General features: G+C 59.0%; 15 protein-coding genes and 1 pseudogene. 5 read left to right on the top strand and 11 right to left on the bottom strand.

Annotation, left to right across the window (positions count from 1 at the left end):
- Window positions 1-12: 12 nt before the first annotated feature.
- Together tdcB and tdcA are read right to left on the bottom strand one after the other, a co-directional pair.
- Window positions 13-1,002 (bottom strand): bifunctional threonine ammonia-lyase/L-serine ammonia-lyase TdcB, encoded by a 990-nt coding sequence (tdcB, locus tag KHQ26_RS00380; protein ID WP_002910762.1) that lies wholly within the window; start codon window positions 1,000-1,002, stop codon window positions 13-15.
- Window positions 1,003-1,095: 93 nt separating this feature from the next.
- Complete coding sequence (gene tdcA, locus KHQ26_RS00375) at window positions 1,096-2,037, bottom strand: transcriptional regulator TdcA (protein ID WP_002910764.1); 942 nt, start codon at window positions 2,035-2,037, stop codon at window positions 1,096-1,098.
- A 176-nt stretch (window positions 2,038-2,213) separates the two neighbouring features.
- On the opposite strand from tdcA, the gene KHQ26_RS00370 reads away from it, so the two are divergent.
- Together KHQ26_RS00370 and KHQ26_RS00365 are read left to right on the top strand one after the other, a co-directional pair.
- The gene (locus KHQ26_RS00370; RefSeq protein ID WP_004219597.1) at window positions 2,214-2,357 is read left to right on the top strand and encodes a hypothetical protein; all 144 of its coding nucleotides are present in this window, start codon (window positions 2,214-2,216) and stop codon (window positions 2,355-2,357) included.
- 297 nt (window positions 2,358-2,654) lie between these two features.
- Entirely contained in the window at window positions 2,655-2,777 is a 123-nt protein-coding gene (locus tag KHQ26_RS00365) for a nitrilotriacetate monooxygenase (protein WP_004145488.1), read from the top strand.
- A gap of 37 nt (window positions 2,778-2,814) precedes the next feature.
- Here the strand turns inward: KHQ26_RS00365 and KHQ26_RS00360 are convergent, their stop codons facing one another.
- From KHQ26_RS00360 to KHQ26_RS25915, 8 genes and pseudogenes are all read right to left on the bottom strand, one after another.
- Entirely contained in the window at window positions 2,815-3,615 is an 801-nt protein-coding gene (locus tag KHQ26_RS00360; RefSeq protein WP_004189318.1) for a phosphate/phosphite/phosphonate ABC transporter substrate-binding protein, read from the bottom strand.
- Window positions 3,608-4,594 (bottom strand): fatty acid desaturase, encoded by a 987-nt coding sequence (locus KHQ26_RS00355; RefSeq protein ID WP_026008344.1) that lies wholly within the window; start codon window positions 4,592-4,594, stop codon window positions 3,608-3,610. Before KHQ26_RS00355 ends, KHQ26_RS00360 begins: the two co-directional genes overlap by 8 nt.
- A 155-nt stretch (window positions 4,595-4,749) precedes the next feature.
- A complete protein-coding gene (locus KHQ26_RS00350) occupies window positions 4,750-5,607 on the bottom strand; it encodes a GIY-YIG nuclease family protein (RefSeq protein ID WP_014343226.1) in 858 nt (285 codons plus the stop codon).
- 479 nt (window positions 5,608-6,086) lie between these two features.
- Window positions 6,087-6,833 (bottom strand): proteasome-type protease, encoded by a 747-nt coding sequence (locus KHQ26_RS00345; RefSeq protein WP_002910830.1) that lies wholly within the window; start codon window positions 6,831-6,833, stop codon window positions 6,087-6,089.
- A gap of 16 nt (window positions 6,834-6,849) precedes the next feature.
- Window positions 6,850-7,665 (bottom strand): transglutaminase family protein, encoded by an 816-nt coding sequence (locus KHQ26_RS00340; RefSeq protein ID WP_021312750.1) that lies wholly within the window; start codon window positions 7,663-7,665, stop codon window positions 6,850-6,852.
- On the bottom strand, window positions 7,662-8,591 hold the full coding sequence (locus KHQ26_RS00335) for an alpha-E domain-containing protein (protein WP_002910835.1): 930 nt from the start codon (window positions 8,589-8,591) through the stop codon (window positions 7,662-7,664). Before KHQ26_RS00335 ends, KHQ26_RS00340 begins: the two co-directional genes overlap by 4 nt.
- Window positions 8,585-10,024, bottom strand: coding sequence for a circularly permuted type 2 ATP-grasp protein (locus KHQ26_RS00330; protein WP_032410384.1), 1,440 nt, complete (start codon window positions 10,022-10,024; stop codon window positions 8,585-8,587). Before KHQ26_RS00330 ends, KHQ26_RS00335 begins: the two co-directional genes overlap by 7 nt.
- Before the next feature lie 71 nt (window positions 10,025-10,095).
- Window positions 10,096-10,224, bottom strand: a pseudogene (locus KHQ26_RS25915) (biopolymer transporter TonB); the annotation flags it as partial.
- A 184-nt stretch (window positions 10,225-10,408) separates the two neighbouring features.
- Here KHQ26_RS25915 and KHQ26_RS00320 point away from each other — a divergent pair.
- On the top strand, window positions 10,409-12,154 hold the full coding sequence (locus KHQ26_RS00320) for an alpha,alpha-trehalase (protein WP_004211063.1): 1,746 nt from the start codon (window positions 10,409-10,411) through the stop codon (window positions 12,152-12,154).
- Window positions 12,155-12,405: 251 nt separating this feature from the next.
- Window positions 12,406-14,526 (top strand): TonB-dependent siderophore receptor, encoded by a 2,121-nt coding sequence (locus tag KHQ26_RS00315; protein ID WP_004175467.1) that lies wholly within the window; start codon window positions 12,406-12,408, stop codon window positions 14,524-14,526.
- A 41-nt stretch (window positions 14,527-14,567) separates the two neighbouring features.
- On the opposite strand, the gene emtA is transcribed toward KHQ26_RS00315, so the two are convergent.
- Window positions 14,568-15,179, bottom strand: coding sequence for a membrane-bound lytic murein transglycosylase EmtA (emtA, locus tag KHQ26_RS00310; RefSeq protein WP_040173980.1), 612 nt, complete (start codon window positions 15,177-15,179; stop codon window positions 14,568-14,570).
- Window positions 15,180-15,354: 175 nt separating this feature from the next.
- Between emtA and ldcA the strand changes: the two genes are divergently transcribed.
- Entirely contained in the window at window positions 15,355-16,269 is a 915-nt protein-coding gene (ldcA, locus tag KHQ26_RS00305) for a muramoyltetrapeptide carboxypeptidase (RefSeq protein WP_020804897.1), read from the top strand.
- Window positions 16,270-16,277 lie beyond the last annotated feature (8 nt).

Below are 16,277 nucleotides of genomic sequence, written 5' to 3'. Positions count from 1 at the left end.
TTATGTATTGAATTAAGCGTCCACAAAACCGGTAATTTGCGATACCCGGGAGAGATCGATATTGCCCCCGGAAATCAGGCTGACCGTTTTGCGGTTCTGGATATAGCTGTCGAGTTTGCCGCTTAATAACGCGGCGCAGGCTAACGCCCCGGCCCCTTCGGTGATCACTTTATTGCGCTGAATTAAGGCGACCATGCTCTGGCGAATGTCATCCTCACTCACCAGGACGATGTCATCCACCAGCTGGCGGGCGATTTCATAGGTCAGTTTCCCCGGGCGGGCGACGTCGCAACCATCGGCTAAGGTGCCGGCGTGGCGATGGCTGGTGATTTCCCCGGCATACCAGGAGGCGGCCATACCGTGAACATTCTCCGACTGCACGCCGATAATGCGGATTGTCGGGTTAATGGATTTAATCGCAATCGCGATACCGGCAATTAAGCCGCCGCCGCCAATGGGCACGATGACATTATCCACGTCATACAGATCTTCTAATATTTCGAGTCCAATCGTCCCCTGCCCGGCGATAACCTGCGGGTCGTCATAGGGGGGAATAAAAATGCGGCCCTCAAGTTCAACAATATCGCTGGCTTTGGCGAGGGTATCGTTAAAATTATCGCCATGTAGCACCACTTCCGCCGAATAATCACAGGTGGCGGCAACTTTCGATTTCGGCGCCCCTTTCGGCATCACCACTTTCCCGTCGATGCCGAGCATGGCGCAGGAGAGCGAGACGCCCTGGGCGTGGTTGCCCGCTGAGCAGGCCACCACCCCTTTGCGTTTTTCCGCCGCGGTTAAACCGCACAGTTTATTAAAGGCGCCGCGAATTTTAAATGAACCCGTGCGCTGCATATTTTCGAATTTAAGAAATATTTCGCCCTGGCAGCGCTCGCTAAAATAATTCGAACGGGGCATGCCTGTTTTATATATTTTTCCCGCGAGGCGTTGTTTCGCTTCGAGAATATCGTCAATAGATACCGGAAGATCGTAGGTAATATGCATTATGGCCTCTGTATCTTAATATAAAGTCAATGACCGGGCGTCATCCTGCTGATAACAGCGAGGACGTGTGTTGGATTATTTAACGACTTTCAGTTACGCAATAATTTGTAATGGCTGCCAGTGGCGGTTGCCCTGCCCCGAGGAATAGTGTTTCGCCATCTCCACCAGCGACGCCGCGGCGGTTTTTAACCGGTAATTTTTCGACCATACCGCCGCATAGCGCGCCACCGGCAAGGCCTCTTTAATGGGGATGGTGACAAACTGGCTCGAGCCAAACGGCGTGGTCATGTCGCAGGGGATCACCGTCAGAAAATCGGCATTGAGCACCAGGTTATAGATCGTCACCACCGAATCGGTATTAACGATATTTTCACGGCGGATACCGCTGCGCTGCAGGGTGGTCAGCAGTTCGCTGTAGTAGCCCATATTGGTCTCCGGCAGCACCCACTGCTCGTGCTGGAGCGAGGCCAGGCGGACGGTGCCGTTGCCGATCCGCGCCCGGTTCGCCACCAGCACAAACTCAGACTCAAACAGCGGCTCGACGTGCAGGTCCTGCAGTTTCATCTCATCGCTCAGCGTCCCGATGGCGAAGTCGAGGCGCCCGTCGCGGATTGCCGGCAAAAAGGCGGAGAGCTGCGCCTCATACATCGAGACCCGCGCCTTGGGGAAAGTCATTTTAAACTGATGCACCATCTCCGACATAAAGGTAAACCCGACCAGCGAAGGGAAACCAAAGGAGACATCCACCACCGCGCTGTTGGTCAGAGCATTCATTTCATTGACCATATTTTTCATTTCACGGGTGATCGCTTCTGACCAGTTGAGAAATACCTGCCCGGCCTCGGTGAGCGAGACGCCGGTATTTCGCCGGACGATTAATTCGCTGCCAAAATAACTCTCCATGTCGCCAATAATTTTACTGACCGCCGGCTGAGTGAGTCCTAACGCTTTTGCTCCGGCCCCGATTGACCCGCTGCGGATCACTTCCTGGAAAACTACCAGATGCTGTGTTTTAGGCAGAGAAAAAGTATTCATCACGTCTCACTTTCATTCCTTTGTTGACGGCGGAAAGTGTAACAAATCGCAATTGCCGGGTTATGTGAGAGCTCTCACAAAGGCTCCGCCGCGGCGGATAAGCAGGATCCACGAGCCAGAATAAGTAAAGTAAAATCAATATATTAAAAGCATCATGAACGCTATTTGCGCGCCTTTTGCCGTGGCCGAATGCGGGGATAAAAATAATTGATGGCGATAACATCGACGGCGAAATGGCGATAAAAAATACGCCTTTTGTACGTTATTCGACCCGCGCTATCAGGGTGAGAAGAAAGCCGAAAATTAAATTAATGCTGTAAAGAATAAAAAGCAGACGTAATAAACGCCATTATTTAACGACAAGCCGGTCGGGCATCACATTTTATCCCCGGCGGTTGGGGAAAATGCACGGTCATTATTTACACCAAAGAAACATTAAATTCACAATTTTTCTTTTGGGTCGCGATAGGCAGCGATCTTTTTTCCGCCATAGCGCAGTTGGTCATACTTTGATTAAAATCAACCCTGGTAATTTATCTTTTACGACGGCCATTGGAGAGTCATTTGTGTTGCCGATCACAAATCCATAAAACAACGACCCGGCCTATCGTGAAGAGATGATCCCGCGGCTGCGCCAGCAGCTTAACGAGCAGCTGATGAGCGACCAGCTGGCTGTCGACCTGCTCTCTTCCTATCTGCGAATGGATCTCAGCGCCCAGCCGTGGGACCAGCCGCTATAGCCCGCCCCGGCGCAGATCGCTGGCCCAGGCATTTCGCCTATAGCTGGCTGACCCCCAGCGCCGCGGCCTCATCCCGCCACGCCAGCAGCGGCGCATAGGCCTCCCGCGACATATCGCTATAGCCGCAGATCAGCAAGGCGTCGCACAGGGAACGATAGCGATCATCGCTTACCAGCTGCTGGAGCGCCTCGCGCAGGCTATTCAGCGTCGCCGCCGGGGTGGCGCCGGCGGTGATCAGCGGCAGCCCTGGCGCGGCCGGGCTCCAGCCGATCGCCACCAGGCCAGCCAGAGCCTGCGGCTGATGGCGCTGCAGCAGCGCGTAGGTCACGCAGTCGATGGCGGCGATATCGGCGTTTTCCTGCTGCAGCTCACGCAGCGACTGCCGATGGCTGCCGCTGAACATCACCGCTGAAAAAAAACGCCCCTCCCGGGAGAGCGGCGCGACCATTTTACGCAGTACGTTGTAGCCGGACTGCGAGTGCTCGGCATTGCACACCGCCCGACGGCCAAAAAAGTCCCCCAGCATCCGGTGACTATCCGCTTCGCGGACCACCAGCAGGCTGCGATAGCGGCGCCCTTCGCAACCGGGCGCAGCGTAGTGGAAGCAGCCCACCGTCTGCACCTCCGGCAATTGGGTCACCAGCGGGTAGCCACAGGTCTGGCTCAGCAACAGCGTCGGCTGGCGCCAGTGAGCCAGCAGATCCCCGGGGTCAGCCGCCGGAGGGTCCCCCGCCACCATCACGCCGCGTTCGTCCAGCAGCGACTGCACCGCCTGCCACAGGGCCTGGGTCTGTTGACGGTGGATGGCATACATCGGAAAGGTCATGCGTTCAGCCATGTTCTCCTCCCGCCTGCGCCTGCTCGCCAAAGCCCGGATGGGCGTTCACCGCCACCGCCCGGCGGCTAAAATGGCGTCGCCACTCGCCGTACCCGCGCACCAGGAACCCCTGATTACGCTGCAGATACGCCGCCTGGCGATGCAGATACAGTTGACGCAAAGCGTACCAGGGGACCCCTGGCAGATCATGATGCACCGCATGGTAGTTGAGATTGAGGAACAGCACCCGCCAGGGGAGCCCGGCCTCGTTGATCACCGAGCGGGCCAGCGGGTCATCCGCGGCGCGGTGTTCGAGAAAAGAGCGTACTTTGGTCAGGGCCAGCGCCGGGTAGCTCACCGCCAGCACAAACCACAGCGGAGAAAAACCCTGCGCCGCCATCCAGGTCAGCAGGCCCGTCAGCAGCAACAGATGCAGACTCCACATGGCGATAGCGCGGCGGTCGCCCTCGCGGAAAGCCCACAGCGCGCTGTTCAGGGTGTGAATAATATCCATCATCGGCGCCAGCAGCAGACGCCCCCAGAAGGTGTTGCGCAGGTGGATAAGGCGGCGCTGCCAGGCTGAGAAGCGCTGCCAGCTTTCCGCCGTTACGTAGTACGATTCGGGGTCATCCTCAGGGTGCGTCAGCAGATGGTTGCGATGGTGCGCCAGGTGGCTGTCGCGGTAGACGCCATAGGGATACCAGACCGCCAGCGGCAGCGTCCCCAACAGCTGGTTAAACCATGCCAGCCGGGTGGGATGCCCATGGATCAGCTCATGCTGTAAGGACATATACCAGGCGGTAAACCAGATCAACAGCAGCGTGGCCGGAAACAGTCCCAGCGTCCGCCAGCCCGCCACGCAGGCAAACCAGCCGCCGTAAACCGTCACAATCAGCAGCCAGGTCGGCAGCTCGCTGCGCCACAGCCAGCCGCGCGCCAGCTGGCGGATCAGGATGCGCTGTTGGTCATCCACATAGACAGCCGTCTTCTTTTCCGTCACTTCCGATACCTTGCCGTGTTGCCTCATTCCCACCGAAGATGTGAGATAACACGTTAAATAACAAAGTATTTAATTGACTTAGCTTTGCCAAAAAGCGCGTTTGTGTTCAGCAGGACAAAGAGAATACCGTCCATGGCGCAACAGGTTGGCGGTGTTTACATTGCGCTCGATTCTCGCTGCCGTTGTACTTGTAACTGTTTGAAGATCTCCTCAACTGCCATCCGGTTATGATACTTCGCCTGAAGACTATAATCGTATTTTGTTAATGCGCGGTCCCAGTAGGTGGCAACAGCCTGCTGGACTTCAGGGAACGAGAGTAACTGAAGACCCACTTCAAACTCACCCTCAAACCAGATTTGCTGCGCGTGCGATAAGGCTGTTTTATAAATTGGTTTTTCAAACCCTCCTTTATGGTCCGTTACCCACTGAACAATATCGGGATAGTCCATGATAAGCTCATCTGCTAATAACATATGAATTTGACAATCGCGGGACCGCGTTGAAAAAGCGACTTCGTGGCTATGGATACTAAGCGTAAAATACCGGGACCATCCGCTATGCGCCCCTGGGAATAGACTAAACACCCAAACCCCTTCTTTATGTCGCCATTTCTCACAACCGGCGATAGCGAATAGTTTTACCAGGTAATCTCTCAACCCCTGGTGATGAAAAAGTCGGTCGATTTTAGGTTTAGTCGTCAACGGTTGTTGATCAAGGCTGGCAAGATGATGGGCAGCCAGTTCAGGCGTGACATTAAATAGCTCTTTCTGATTTGCAATAGTCCGCACGCGAGAATCGCGAAAAAGATAGTGCAGCCAGGTTTCGACATTATGCCAGTCAGGTACGCTACGGTAGTCTGCTACCCGCCATGGGGCATATAAACAATAGGGTGGCTGGGTATTAATCTCCTTACACCGCTTCTCTGGCAAATAATCCGTGCCACCAATTTTAATATACGGTGTTTTATCTGATACCAGTATATATACGTAGCCATACGTATTTTCATTATTCATACTGCCTCCTGCAACATATTCTCCTCAGTTACAACAGAATACGGTATGGCATGAATGCTTTAATTATCCTGGTATCACATATTTCTTATTACGTTTCACCGAACCTGCGTTTCGGTTGTATATCACGTTTCGTTCGCGGGCTGACCTCCTGTTGGCCTTCGCACCACAATTAAATGCAGAGAACCTCGCCAGACGTGCAACGTACTCAGATACAACGCAGGAAAATACTTAGTACAGCCCGAAAGCCCCTTTCCCAGGCCGGACAAGAACAGCGGCGTCGCTTTTGTGCCGGGCGGCGGCTGCGCCTTGCCCGGCCTACGATCCGTGCTGCCTGTCGTTAATTTTTTTACCGCTGTTGCTGAAACTCGCTGTAGTCGGTCTCAACACCACTGATACTTTACCGCCAGGTCGAGGATACTTAAGGACTCCAGCGCCTTACCCGCCTTCGCGCCGACGATACCGGCGGAGCGTCACAGCGACTACTCCTCTTCCCGCTCCGCTGGCGTCCAGGTCGGCAGAGTCTGGAAGGTGTGCAACAGCCCTTCGGACCACGCCTTGCGAATGCGGTTGAAGTAGGGATCGCTGTCGGTGATGCGATGCTGCCCGGCACTGCTGAAGCTGCCGCTGCGGTAGAGCAGCGTATCCAGCGGCAGGCCGACGGACAGATTACTGCGCAGCGTCGAGTCAATGGAGATCAACGCGCAGCACATCGCCTGCTCCAGCGGCGTGTCGATGGTCAGCACCCGATCGATGATCGGTTTGCCGTATTTGCTTTCGCCAATCTGGAAATAAGGCGTGTCGCGGGTGGCTTCAATAAAATTGCCCTCCGGATAAATATGGAACAGACGATGGGTTTCGCCGGCGATCTGGCCGCCAAGCAGCAGGTTGCAGTTGAAGTTGGTGTTACTGCAGGTCTGCTGGTTGCTGCTGTCGCGCTGGATCACCTCCAGCAGCGTTTTACCGATCAGCATCGCGGCGTCGTAGAGGGAAGTGACCTGCATCAGATTCGGCTCCTGCTGGGTACGGATGCGCGCGCTGAGCAGGCTTATCACGCTCTGGGTGGTGGCCAGATTGCCGGCGGATTGCAGCACCAGCACCCGTTCCCCCTCCTGATGGAAAACGTGCAGCTTTTTAAAAGTGGCAATATGGTCGACGCCCGCATTGGTGCGGGAGTCGGAAGCAAACACCAGTCCATCCGCCAGGCACATGGCCACACAGTAGGTCATTGCGGTTATTCCCGTATTATTGCTGCTGCGCCTGCTGGCTGTGTTCGCGCACTTCAGCGTTAGTTAACATAATCTCCCCGCCGCCGCCCAGCCGGGTGCCCCGTACCGGGCAGGCGTCGAGATAATCCAGCCCGGTCGCCAGCCGTAAATGCTGATTCAGGCGACGGGTATTATTGGTGATATCAAACGACAGCCAGCGGCCGTCGAGCCAGACTTCCGCCCAGGCATGCATCGCCACATGCTGGGCGTTATCGCTGTAGACATAGCCGCTGACGTAGCGCGCCGGGATCTCCAGCGCGCGGCAGCAGGCGAGAAAAACATGGGTATGATCCTGGCACACCCCCTTCGCGCGGGCGAAGGCGTCGGCGGCGGAGTCCTGCACCTGGGTCGCGCCGGGGGAGTATGGCATTCTTAACAGCAGATCCGCCATCAGTTGATTCAGACTCTCTTCCGCCGCATCGGGACGATAGAGGCGCTGGGCAAACTCACGGATCGCCCTATCGGCGCGGGTTAGCGGCGTACAGCGCAGAAAAACCAGCGGCGACAGCAGCTCGGCCTCTTCATCACGCGTCTCCTCCCCTTCGTCGGCGATATCGACAATCCCGCTGGCGCGGATGGTGATCTCCTTGTGCGGGTTATCCAGCGTCAGCACATGTAGCACATTGCCCCAGCCGTCGGTAGTGGTCACCGCCGCGCCGTCCGGCAGGGTCAGCGTCCAGGCGGTGATCGTCTGCCGGGCGGTACTGCGCGGCGTCAGGCGCAGATACTGGGTGGAAAACTTCACTTCTTCATCGTAGCCATAGCGGGTGAGATGATCGATGACCAGTTTCATAAGGCCTCCAGATAGGTTTGTCTGATGCTGTCGGACAGCGCGTTAATTCTCGCCAGCAGCCCGTTAAGGGTGGTCTGCAGGTCCGCCTGCGCCAGGTCGTCACGGGTGCTGAAGCGCAGATCAACGTTAAGCTGATGGGCGAGGCGCAGCGGTTGATAGGAGCGGTCGTTGGCGATCTTCTCCAGCTCGCCCACCAGATCGGCAATGCTGGCGCGCAGCGAACGCGGAATATCGTTGCGCAGGATCAGCAGCTCCATCACCGTTTCGCGACTGACCGGCTGGCGGTAGAGGCTGTTGTAGGCTTCGCGGGCGCTGACCGCATTGAGCAGGGTATCCAGCCGGTAGTATTCCCGCACCGGGTCCGGATCGTTGGTCAGCTGTTGATCCTTAATCAGCAGCAGCTGGGTGGTGGCGAAGGCGCGCTCAATCAGGGTGCCGATACCGATAAAGCTCAGGGCGTCGTTGCGCAGCAGCGTGCCTATCACCGCTCCGCGAAACAGATGCACCCGCTCTTTCACCCACTCAAAAAAGCCGTCGCTCCCCAGCTCGCCCAGCCCTTGCTGGCGGAGGGTCCGCAGTTCAATGCGGGTGGCATTGATGCTCTCCCACACTTCGGCCGACAGACTGCCGCGCACCGCGTGCGCGTTGTTCCACGCCATCTCCACGCAGCTGTAAATACTGCAGGGGTTGTTGCCATCAAGGGCAAAAAAGTTGAGCAGATTGCTCATGGTAAAGCGGGCATGGCGCGCCTGAAACAACTCGTGGGTCATCGACAAATTCAGCGGTAGCGCCAGATCCCGCGACTGCTGGCTGTGGCGGGGGATCATTGATAATTTCCAGGTCACGTCCAGCACCCGGGCGTAGCTCTCCGCCCGCTCGAGATAGCGGGCCATCCAGAACAGTTCACTCGCCGTACGACTTAGCATGATGCGTCATCCTCCATCACCCAGGTATCCTTGGTTCCGCCGCCCTGCGACGAGTTGACCACCAGCGACCCTTCGGTCAGCGCCACGCGGGTCAGGCCGCCGGGCACCAGCCGCATCTCCTGCCCGGACAGCACGTAGGGCCGTAAATCGATATGCCGCGGCGACAGCCCTTCATCAACGAAGGTGGGGCAGGTCGACAGCGCGAGGGTGTCCTGGGCGATATAGTTGGCCGGATTGGCCAGCAGGCGCTGGCGGAAGGCCTCCCGCTCCTCTTTGGTGGAACGCGGGCCGACCAGCATGCCGTAGCCCCCGGCGCCATGGACCTCCTTGACCACCATCAGCTCGAGATTGCTCAGCACGTAGCGCAGGTCCTCCGCTTTCCGGCACTGCCAGGTGGGGATATTGCTGAGGATCGGCTGTTCGCCGAGGTAAAAGCGGATCATCGCCGGGACGTACGGATAGATCGATTTGTCGTCAGCCACCCCGGTGCCGATGGCGTTGGCCAGCACTACGCCGCCGGCGCGATAGACGGACAGCAGCCCCGGGACGCCGAGCATCGAATCGGCGCGGAAGGCCAGCGGGTCGAGCCAGGCGTCGTCGATGCGGCGATAAATCACATCCACCCGCCGCGGCCCCTCGGTGGTGCGCATATACACCGCGCCGTTTTTAATAAACAGGTCGGCGCTCTCCACCAGCTCGACCCCCATCTGCTGCGCCAGGAAGCTGTGCTCGAAGTAGGCGCTGTTGAAGCGACCCGGGGTCATCACCACGACGCAGGGATCATCCACCAGCGAGCTTTCGCGCAGGGTCTGCAGGAGGTAGCTCGGGTAGCGCTCCACCGGCGCAATATGATGCTGCTCGAACATCTCCGGATAGAGGCGCATCATCATCTTACGGTTTTCGAGCATGTAGGAGACGCCGGACGGCGTGCGCAGATTATCCTCCAGCACGTAGTACTGACCGTCGTTATTGCGCACCATATCGACGCCGGTGATATGGGCATAGGTATTGTTTGGCAGGTTGATGCCCTGCATGCACGGCTGATACTGCTCGTTGGCCAGCACCTGCTCGGCCGGGATCAGCCCCGCGCGCAGGATATTCTGCTCATGATAGATGTCATAGAGGAAGGCGTTCAGCGCTTTCACCCGCTGGCGTATGCCGCGGTCAATGCGCTGCCACTCCCCGGCAGGTATGATCCGCGGCACGCTATCAAACGGGATCAGCCGCTCGGTCCCCTCATCCTCGCCGTAAACGTTAAAGGTGATGCCGATACGGTGAAAAAGCAGTTCCGCTTGCGCTTTTTTCTGCCGGATAGAGAATTGATCGGTGTTGCGAAACCATTGCCACCAGGCATTATAGTGCGGCCGCTGTTCACCCTGCGCGGTCAGCATCTCGTCATAATAATGCCCGTCAGGAAGCGTTATTTTTATCATGGCCGTCTCCTCCGGTTGTACTCACTTTGTGGTAATCCCGATAAGAGATAAGCATTAATTATGCCAGGTCCTCTGCCGCCGCGGCGTTGTGCAAATCGGTTCAGCCCCGCCGTCTGGTTGTGCAAAAAATCACCAAAACAGCCGCCCGCGCCCGGCGGCGGCTGCACCGTCGTGAGGCAGGGCGACGTTTTTTGCGCCATCGTGGACGCCAGCGCCCTCAGCCAGGCGGCCCAGCCCGCGGCGGTCTCAGGAGACCTGGCAGGTAAATCCTCTGTTTTCACGCAAAATGTTACCCCTGACACGCGCAGCGGCAGATATTCGTCTAAGGTTTTTGGATGGCCAAACGTCGTGGCCCGCAGTCGATAATGATAAGGAGAACTCCCCATGACGAGTACTGATGCACGTCGTCCCGCTGCTTTGCCCTGTTCCCTGCGCCTGGCGATCGGCGGCGCTCTGATCGCCCTGATGAGCCTGAACGCTCAGGCGGAAGACGGCAAAACCGCGCCGCCCCCCTCGCCGGATATTCTGCTGGGCCCGCTGTTCAATGATGTCCAGAGCGCGAAGCTGTTTGCCGATCAGAAAACCTTCGCCGACGCTATCCCTAACAGCGATCCGCTGATGATCCTTGCCGATTACCGGATGCAAAAAAACCAGGCCAGCTTCGACCTGCGCCACTTCGTCGAACTGAACTTCACGCTGCCGAAAGAGAACGACACCTATGTGCCGCCCAAAGGGCAAACTCTGCGTCAACATATCGATGGCCTGTGGCCGGTCCTGACCCGCAGCACCGTCGAGGTGGAAAAATGGGACTCGCTGCTGCCGCTGCCTAAGCCCTACGTGGTGCCCGGAGGACGTTTCCGCGAAGTCTATTACTGGGACAGCTATTTCACGATGCTGGGTCTTGCCGAAAGCGGTCACTGGGATAAAGTCGAGGATATGGTCGCCAACTTCGCCGCGGAAATTGACGCCTGGGGCCATATCCCCAACGGCAACCGCACCTATTATCTCAGCCGTTCGCAGCCCCCCTTCTTCTCCTTTATGGTGAGCCTGCTGGCGACGCACGATGGCGACCAGGTGCTGAAAACCTACCAGCCGCAGCTGGAGAAAGAGTATCGCTACTGGATGGCCGGAGCGGACGCGCTGGCTCCCGGCAGCGCCGACAAACGGGCGGTGCGGATGGCGGACGGCGCGCTGCTCAACCGCTACTGGGACGATAACGACACCCCGCGTCCCGAGTCCTGGCTTGACGACGTCAAAACCGCCAAAAGCAACCCGAATCGTCCGGCAACCGAGATCTATCGCGACCTGCGCTCCGCCGCCGCCTCCGGCTGGGATTTCAGCTCCCGCTGGATGGACAATCCGCAGCAGCTCGCCACCATTCGCACCACCTCGATTGTCCCGGTCGATCTCAATGCCCTGATGTTCCATCTGGAGAAAACCCTCGCCCGCGCCAGCAAGGCATCCGGGGACAGCGCTGGCGCTACGCAGTACGATGCGCTGGCTAACGCCCGCCAGCAGGCCATCGAGAAATACCTGTGGAATGATAAAGAGGGATGGTACGCCGACTACGATCTGAAAAGCCACAAGGTGCGCAATCAGCTGACCGCGGCGGCGCTGTTCCCGCTGTACGTCAATGCCGCGTCACGCGAGCGGGCGACGAAAGTGGCCGCCGCCGCCGAGTCGCGCCTGCTTAAACCCGGCGGGCTGACCACCACCACCGTCAACAGCGGCCAGCAGTGGGACGCCCCCAACGGCTGGGCGCCGCTGCAGTGGGTGGCGGTCGAGGGGCTGCAAAACTATGGTCAGCAGAAGATCGCCATGGAGGTCACCTGGCGCTTCCTGACCAACGTGCAGCATACCTATGACAGTAAGCAAAAGCTGGTGGAGAAGTATGACGTGAGCTCGACCGGCACCGGCGGCGGCGGCGGGGAATATCCGCTGCAGGACGGCTTTGGCTGGACCAACGGTGTCACCCTGAAGATGCTGGATCTGATCTGCCCGCAGGAGAAACCCTGCGATGCGCTGCCCGCTACCCGTCCGGCGACAACCCCTTCACCGCAGGACAAACCTGTTGCGGCGCCCGCGGCTAACGACCCCGCCCCTGCGGAACCGCAAAAGACCGGCTCCTGACGCTTCGCCGCCCCCTACCAAAATCGGTAGGGGGGAGCGGTCTCCCTGGTCACTACCGTCCCGCGCAGACCCATTCTGCGGCTCGCGGGAAACACATCCCCACCCCCTCGCGTTGAACAGGTCACCTTTTCGCTTGATCGCACAAATACAAACAATAATAATTCGCATTACTTTTTAACGAATAATGACAGATTCGTTTTTCACGCGGCGGCGTACAGGAGTACCAGACCGCGTTGGTTCAGGATGATCTTATGAACGTGGCTATTTCTCGAAAACGCCCGGGGCTGCTGTATGCCCTTGCGGTCACACTCCCCTTCACCGCGCAAGCCGAAGAGACGGTGGTGGTCACTGCCACCCCGCCGGCGTCCGCCAGCGCGCCGACGGAGGGCTACAGCGCCAGCACCTCGCTCGGGGCGACGAAAACCGACCAGCCGTTAATCACTACCGCCCAGTCGGTGTCGGTGGTCACCCGCCAGCAGATGGCGGATCAGGGGGCGAATACCATCAGCCAGGCGCTGGAATATACCCCGGGGGTCTACTCCAGCTTCGGCGGCGGCGCCACCCGGTTCGACGCCATCTCCCTGCGCGGCTACCACGGCGGCGACGTCGATAACCTGTTCCTCGACGGCATGCGCCTGATGAGCGACGGCGGCAGCCATAACGTACTGCAAATCGACCCGTGGTTTATCGAACGCGTGGATGTGATCCGCGGCCCCTCCTCCGCGCTCTACGGGCAGAGCGTGCCGGGCGGCGTGGTCAACCTGACTTCCAAACGTCCGCAGTTCAGTCAGCAGGGCCACATCCGCCTGACCGGCGGCACGCAAAATACCAAAGGCGCGGCCTTCGATTACACCGACGCCATCAATGACCAGTGGGCATGGCGGCTGATCGGGATGACCCGCAGCAGCGATACGCAGTATGACCATACCCGCGAAGAGCGCTACGCGATTTCGCCTTCCCTGCTGTGGCAGCCGGACAGCGACACCTCGCTGCTGCTGCGCGCCTATCTGCAAAAAGATCCTTCCGGCGGCTACCACGGCTCTTTGCCGCTGGACGGCACCCGCTACGCGCACAATGGCCGTAAGCTCTCCCCCAGCACCAACGAAGGCGATCCGGGAGATGGCTATCAGCGCCGCCAGCAGATCTACAGCTATGAGTTTGACCACCAGTTCACCGACGTCTGGTCGGTCTATTCCGCCGGGAGCTACACCCATACCAACGTCTCCCTCGATCAGGTTTACCAGGTCGGCTGGATAGATGACAGCGACATGCTGGCCCGCGGCTACAGCGGTTCGCGCGGTTCGCTGGACGGCTGGTCAACCGATAACCGCCTGCGCGCCGATTTCAATACAGGCGACCTGGCGCACACCCTGATCCTCGGCGCCGAATATCATCGCTTCCGTAACGACCTGTGGACCGGCGCCGGCGGCGCGGCGCCCCTTAACCCGTTTAGCGGCTATACCGCGCAGACCGGACATACCGTTACCTACAGCGACGACAATAATCGCCGCTATTACCAGACCGGGCTGTATCTGCAGGATGAGATGGTCTGGAACCGCTGGCATGTGGATGTTTCCGCCCGCTACGACCGCATCGTTTCCCAGCAGGTCAGCGATACCCAGGGGACCTCAAACCGCCGTTCAGACGACCATATCAGCGGCCGCGCCTCGCTGTTGTACGCCCTGGACAACGGTCTGTCGCCCTACCTGAGCTACAGCCAGGCAATCACCCCGGCGATGCTGCCGGGCGCGGACGGCAAACCGTTGAAACCGACCACCGCCGAACAGGTTGAAGCCGGCCTGAAGTTCCAGCCGCCGGGCAGCAGCGATCTCTATAGCATCGCGATTTACGACCTGACGCAAAAGGATGTCGCCACTCGCGACCCGAACATCGCCACCGCCACCTATATTCCGGCGGGTAAGGTCCATTCCCAGGGCGTTGAGCTGGAAGCGCACCACCAGATCACCCCGCAGCTGAGTACTATCGCCTCGTATACCTGGAATCGTCTGCGTTTCCAGGACACCAAAGACGGGACCGACAATAACACGCCGCAGCTGACCCCGGATCAGATGGCCTCCTTCTGGGCGCGCTATCAGTTCCCGGCGGGGATCTCCGTTGGCGCCGGCGTCCGCTACATCGGTAAACAGTGGGCGGATGATGCCAACACCGCGCGGCTGCCGTCGGTCACGCTGATGGACGCCATGATGCGGGCCGACCTCGGCGTCTGGTCGCCAACGCTGAAAGGCGCTTATGTGCAGGTTAACGCCAACAATATCGGCGACCGCGAGTATATTTCCGGCTGCTATGGCACCGGCAACTGTTACTGGGGAGCAGAGCGCAGCGTTATAGCCACCGTGGGCTACGATTTCTGAGGACGTGGCCTCCGGGAGACTACCGGAGGCCAAACGAGGGATTACATGGCGTCCAGCGCTTTCTGGAGTTTCCAGATATAGCGCGGCGCCTGCGGTGCCGGGTGTTTTTTCACCACATGTTCGAAGAACTCATCGGCGTCGAGATCGTTAATCTCCTCGATGGCGTCCTGGCGGTTCGAGGAGAAGGTACGCAGCAGCGCGCCAGCGCCGTTGGCATAGGAGACCACCACCGCATAGCGCATCACCTGCGGGTCTTTGATCCCCGCCAGCGGACCGTTCTCCAGAATGCTCAGATAGGCGGCCCCCATCGAGATATTACGTTCCGGGTTTTTCAGCTCACTGACCGACGGCTCGCTGCGCCACCCCATCCGCCGATAGACATCGCGTCCGGAGGTCGACGGCTTGAGCTGCATCAGCCCGACGGCGCCGGATTTACTCACCACTGCAGGATTACCACCCGACTCGATGGCGATGATCGCCGTGATCAGCTGCGGATCCACGCCCCAGGCGGCGCCGGCTTTTTCACTGATCGGCATCCACTGCATCGCCCGCTTCACCGGGACCTCGGGGTTCCACGGCGGGTTAGTGTAATCATGTTTCGAACTACAACCGGCCAGAAAAACGACTAAAATAAGCAACCATCTCAATTTCACACATCTATCCTTATCTACCCAAACGCCATCATGCTACAGAACGACGGCCGCGGTACGTCTCCCGCCTGCCGACAACCTGAAGGATGACGGGTGCGGACTGAAGTTAGCCACCTGGAGATGACAATCGCCATTCCAGGCGGCATCATAACCCTTTCATTCATAGCAAGGAATTATCATGTCTCAGTTTTATCTGGTCGCGCCATCCGGTTATTGCATCAACCAGCAGGCGGCAGCCCGCGGCGTCGAGCGTCTGCAGCAGGCCGGACACGAGGTGGCCCACCAGCAGGTCATTCCCCGCCGGCAGCAGCGTTTCGCCGGGACTGAACATGAACGGCTGGCCGATATTAACCAGCTGGCCCAGTTGCCCGGCCGCAACCGGATCGTCCTCGCCGTGCGCGGCGGCTACGGCGCCAGTCGCCTGCTGCCGCATATCGACTGGCAGGGGCTGGTTGCCCGCCAGCAGCGCGACCCGCTGCTGATTTGCGGCCACAGCGATTTCACCGCTATCCAGTCGGGCCTGCTGGCCATGGGCAACGTCATCACCTTCAGCGGGCCAATGCTCGCCGGCAACTTCGGCGCGGAGACACTCGACCCGTTTACCGAGCACCATTTCTGGCAGGCGCTACGCCAGCCGGAATTCACCCTCGAATGGCCGGGCGAAGGGCCGAACTGCCGGGTGGAAGGCACCCTGTGGGGGGGAAATCTGGCGATGCTGACCTCGCTTATCGGCACGCCGTGGCTGCCGGCGATCCGCGACGGCATCCTGGTGGTGGAGGATATCAACGAGCACCCGTTCCGCGTCGAGCGCATGCTGCTTCAGCTGTTGCACAGCGGCGTGCTGGCGGCGCAGAAAGCGGTGATCTTCGGCAGCTTCACCGGCAGCGCGCCGAACGACTATGACGCGGGATACGATTTGCCGCAGGTCTTTGATTATCTGCGCCAGCAGCTATCCCTGCCGCTGATTAGCGGACTGGAGTTTGGCCACGAGCAGCGCACGGTGACCCTGCCGCTGGGCGCCCGCGCGCGCCTGGTGAATCAGGCGACGGCCACCACCCTGACGATCGGCGGCCATCCGGTGCTGACAGAATAAATTTCCCG

Source organism: Klebsiella sp. 10 (assembly GCF_018223925.1).
Lineage (GTDB): Bacteria > Pseudomonadota > Gammaproteobacteria > Enterobacterales > Enterobacteriaceae > Klebsiella > Klebsiella pneumoniae.
This window is presented reverse-complemented; position numbering and strand designations above follow the sequence as displayed.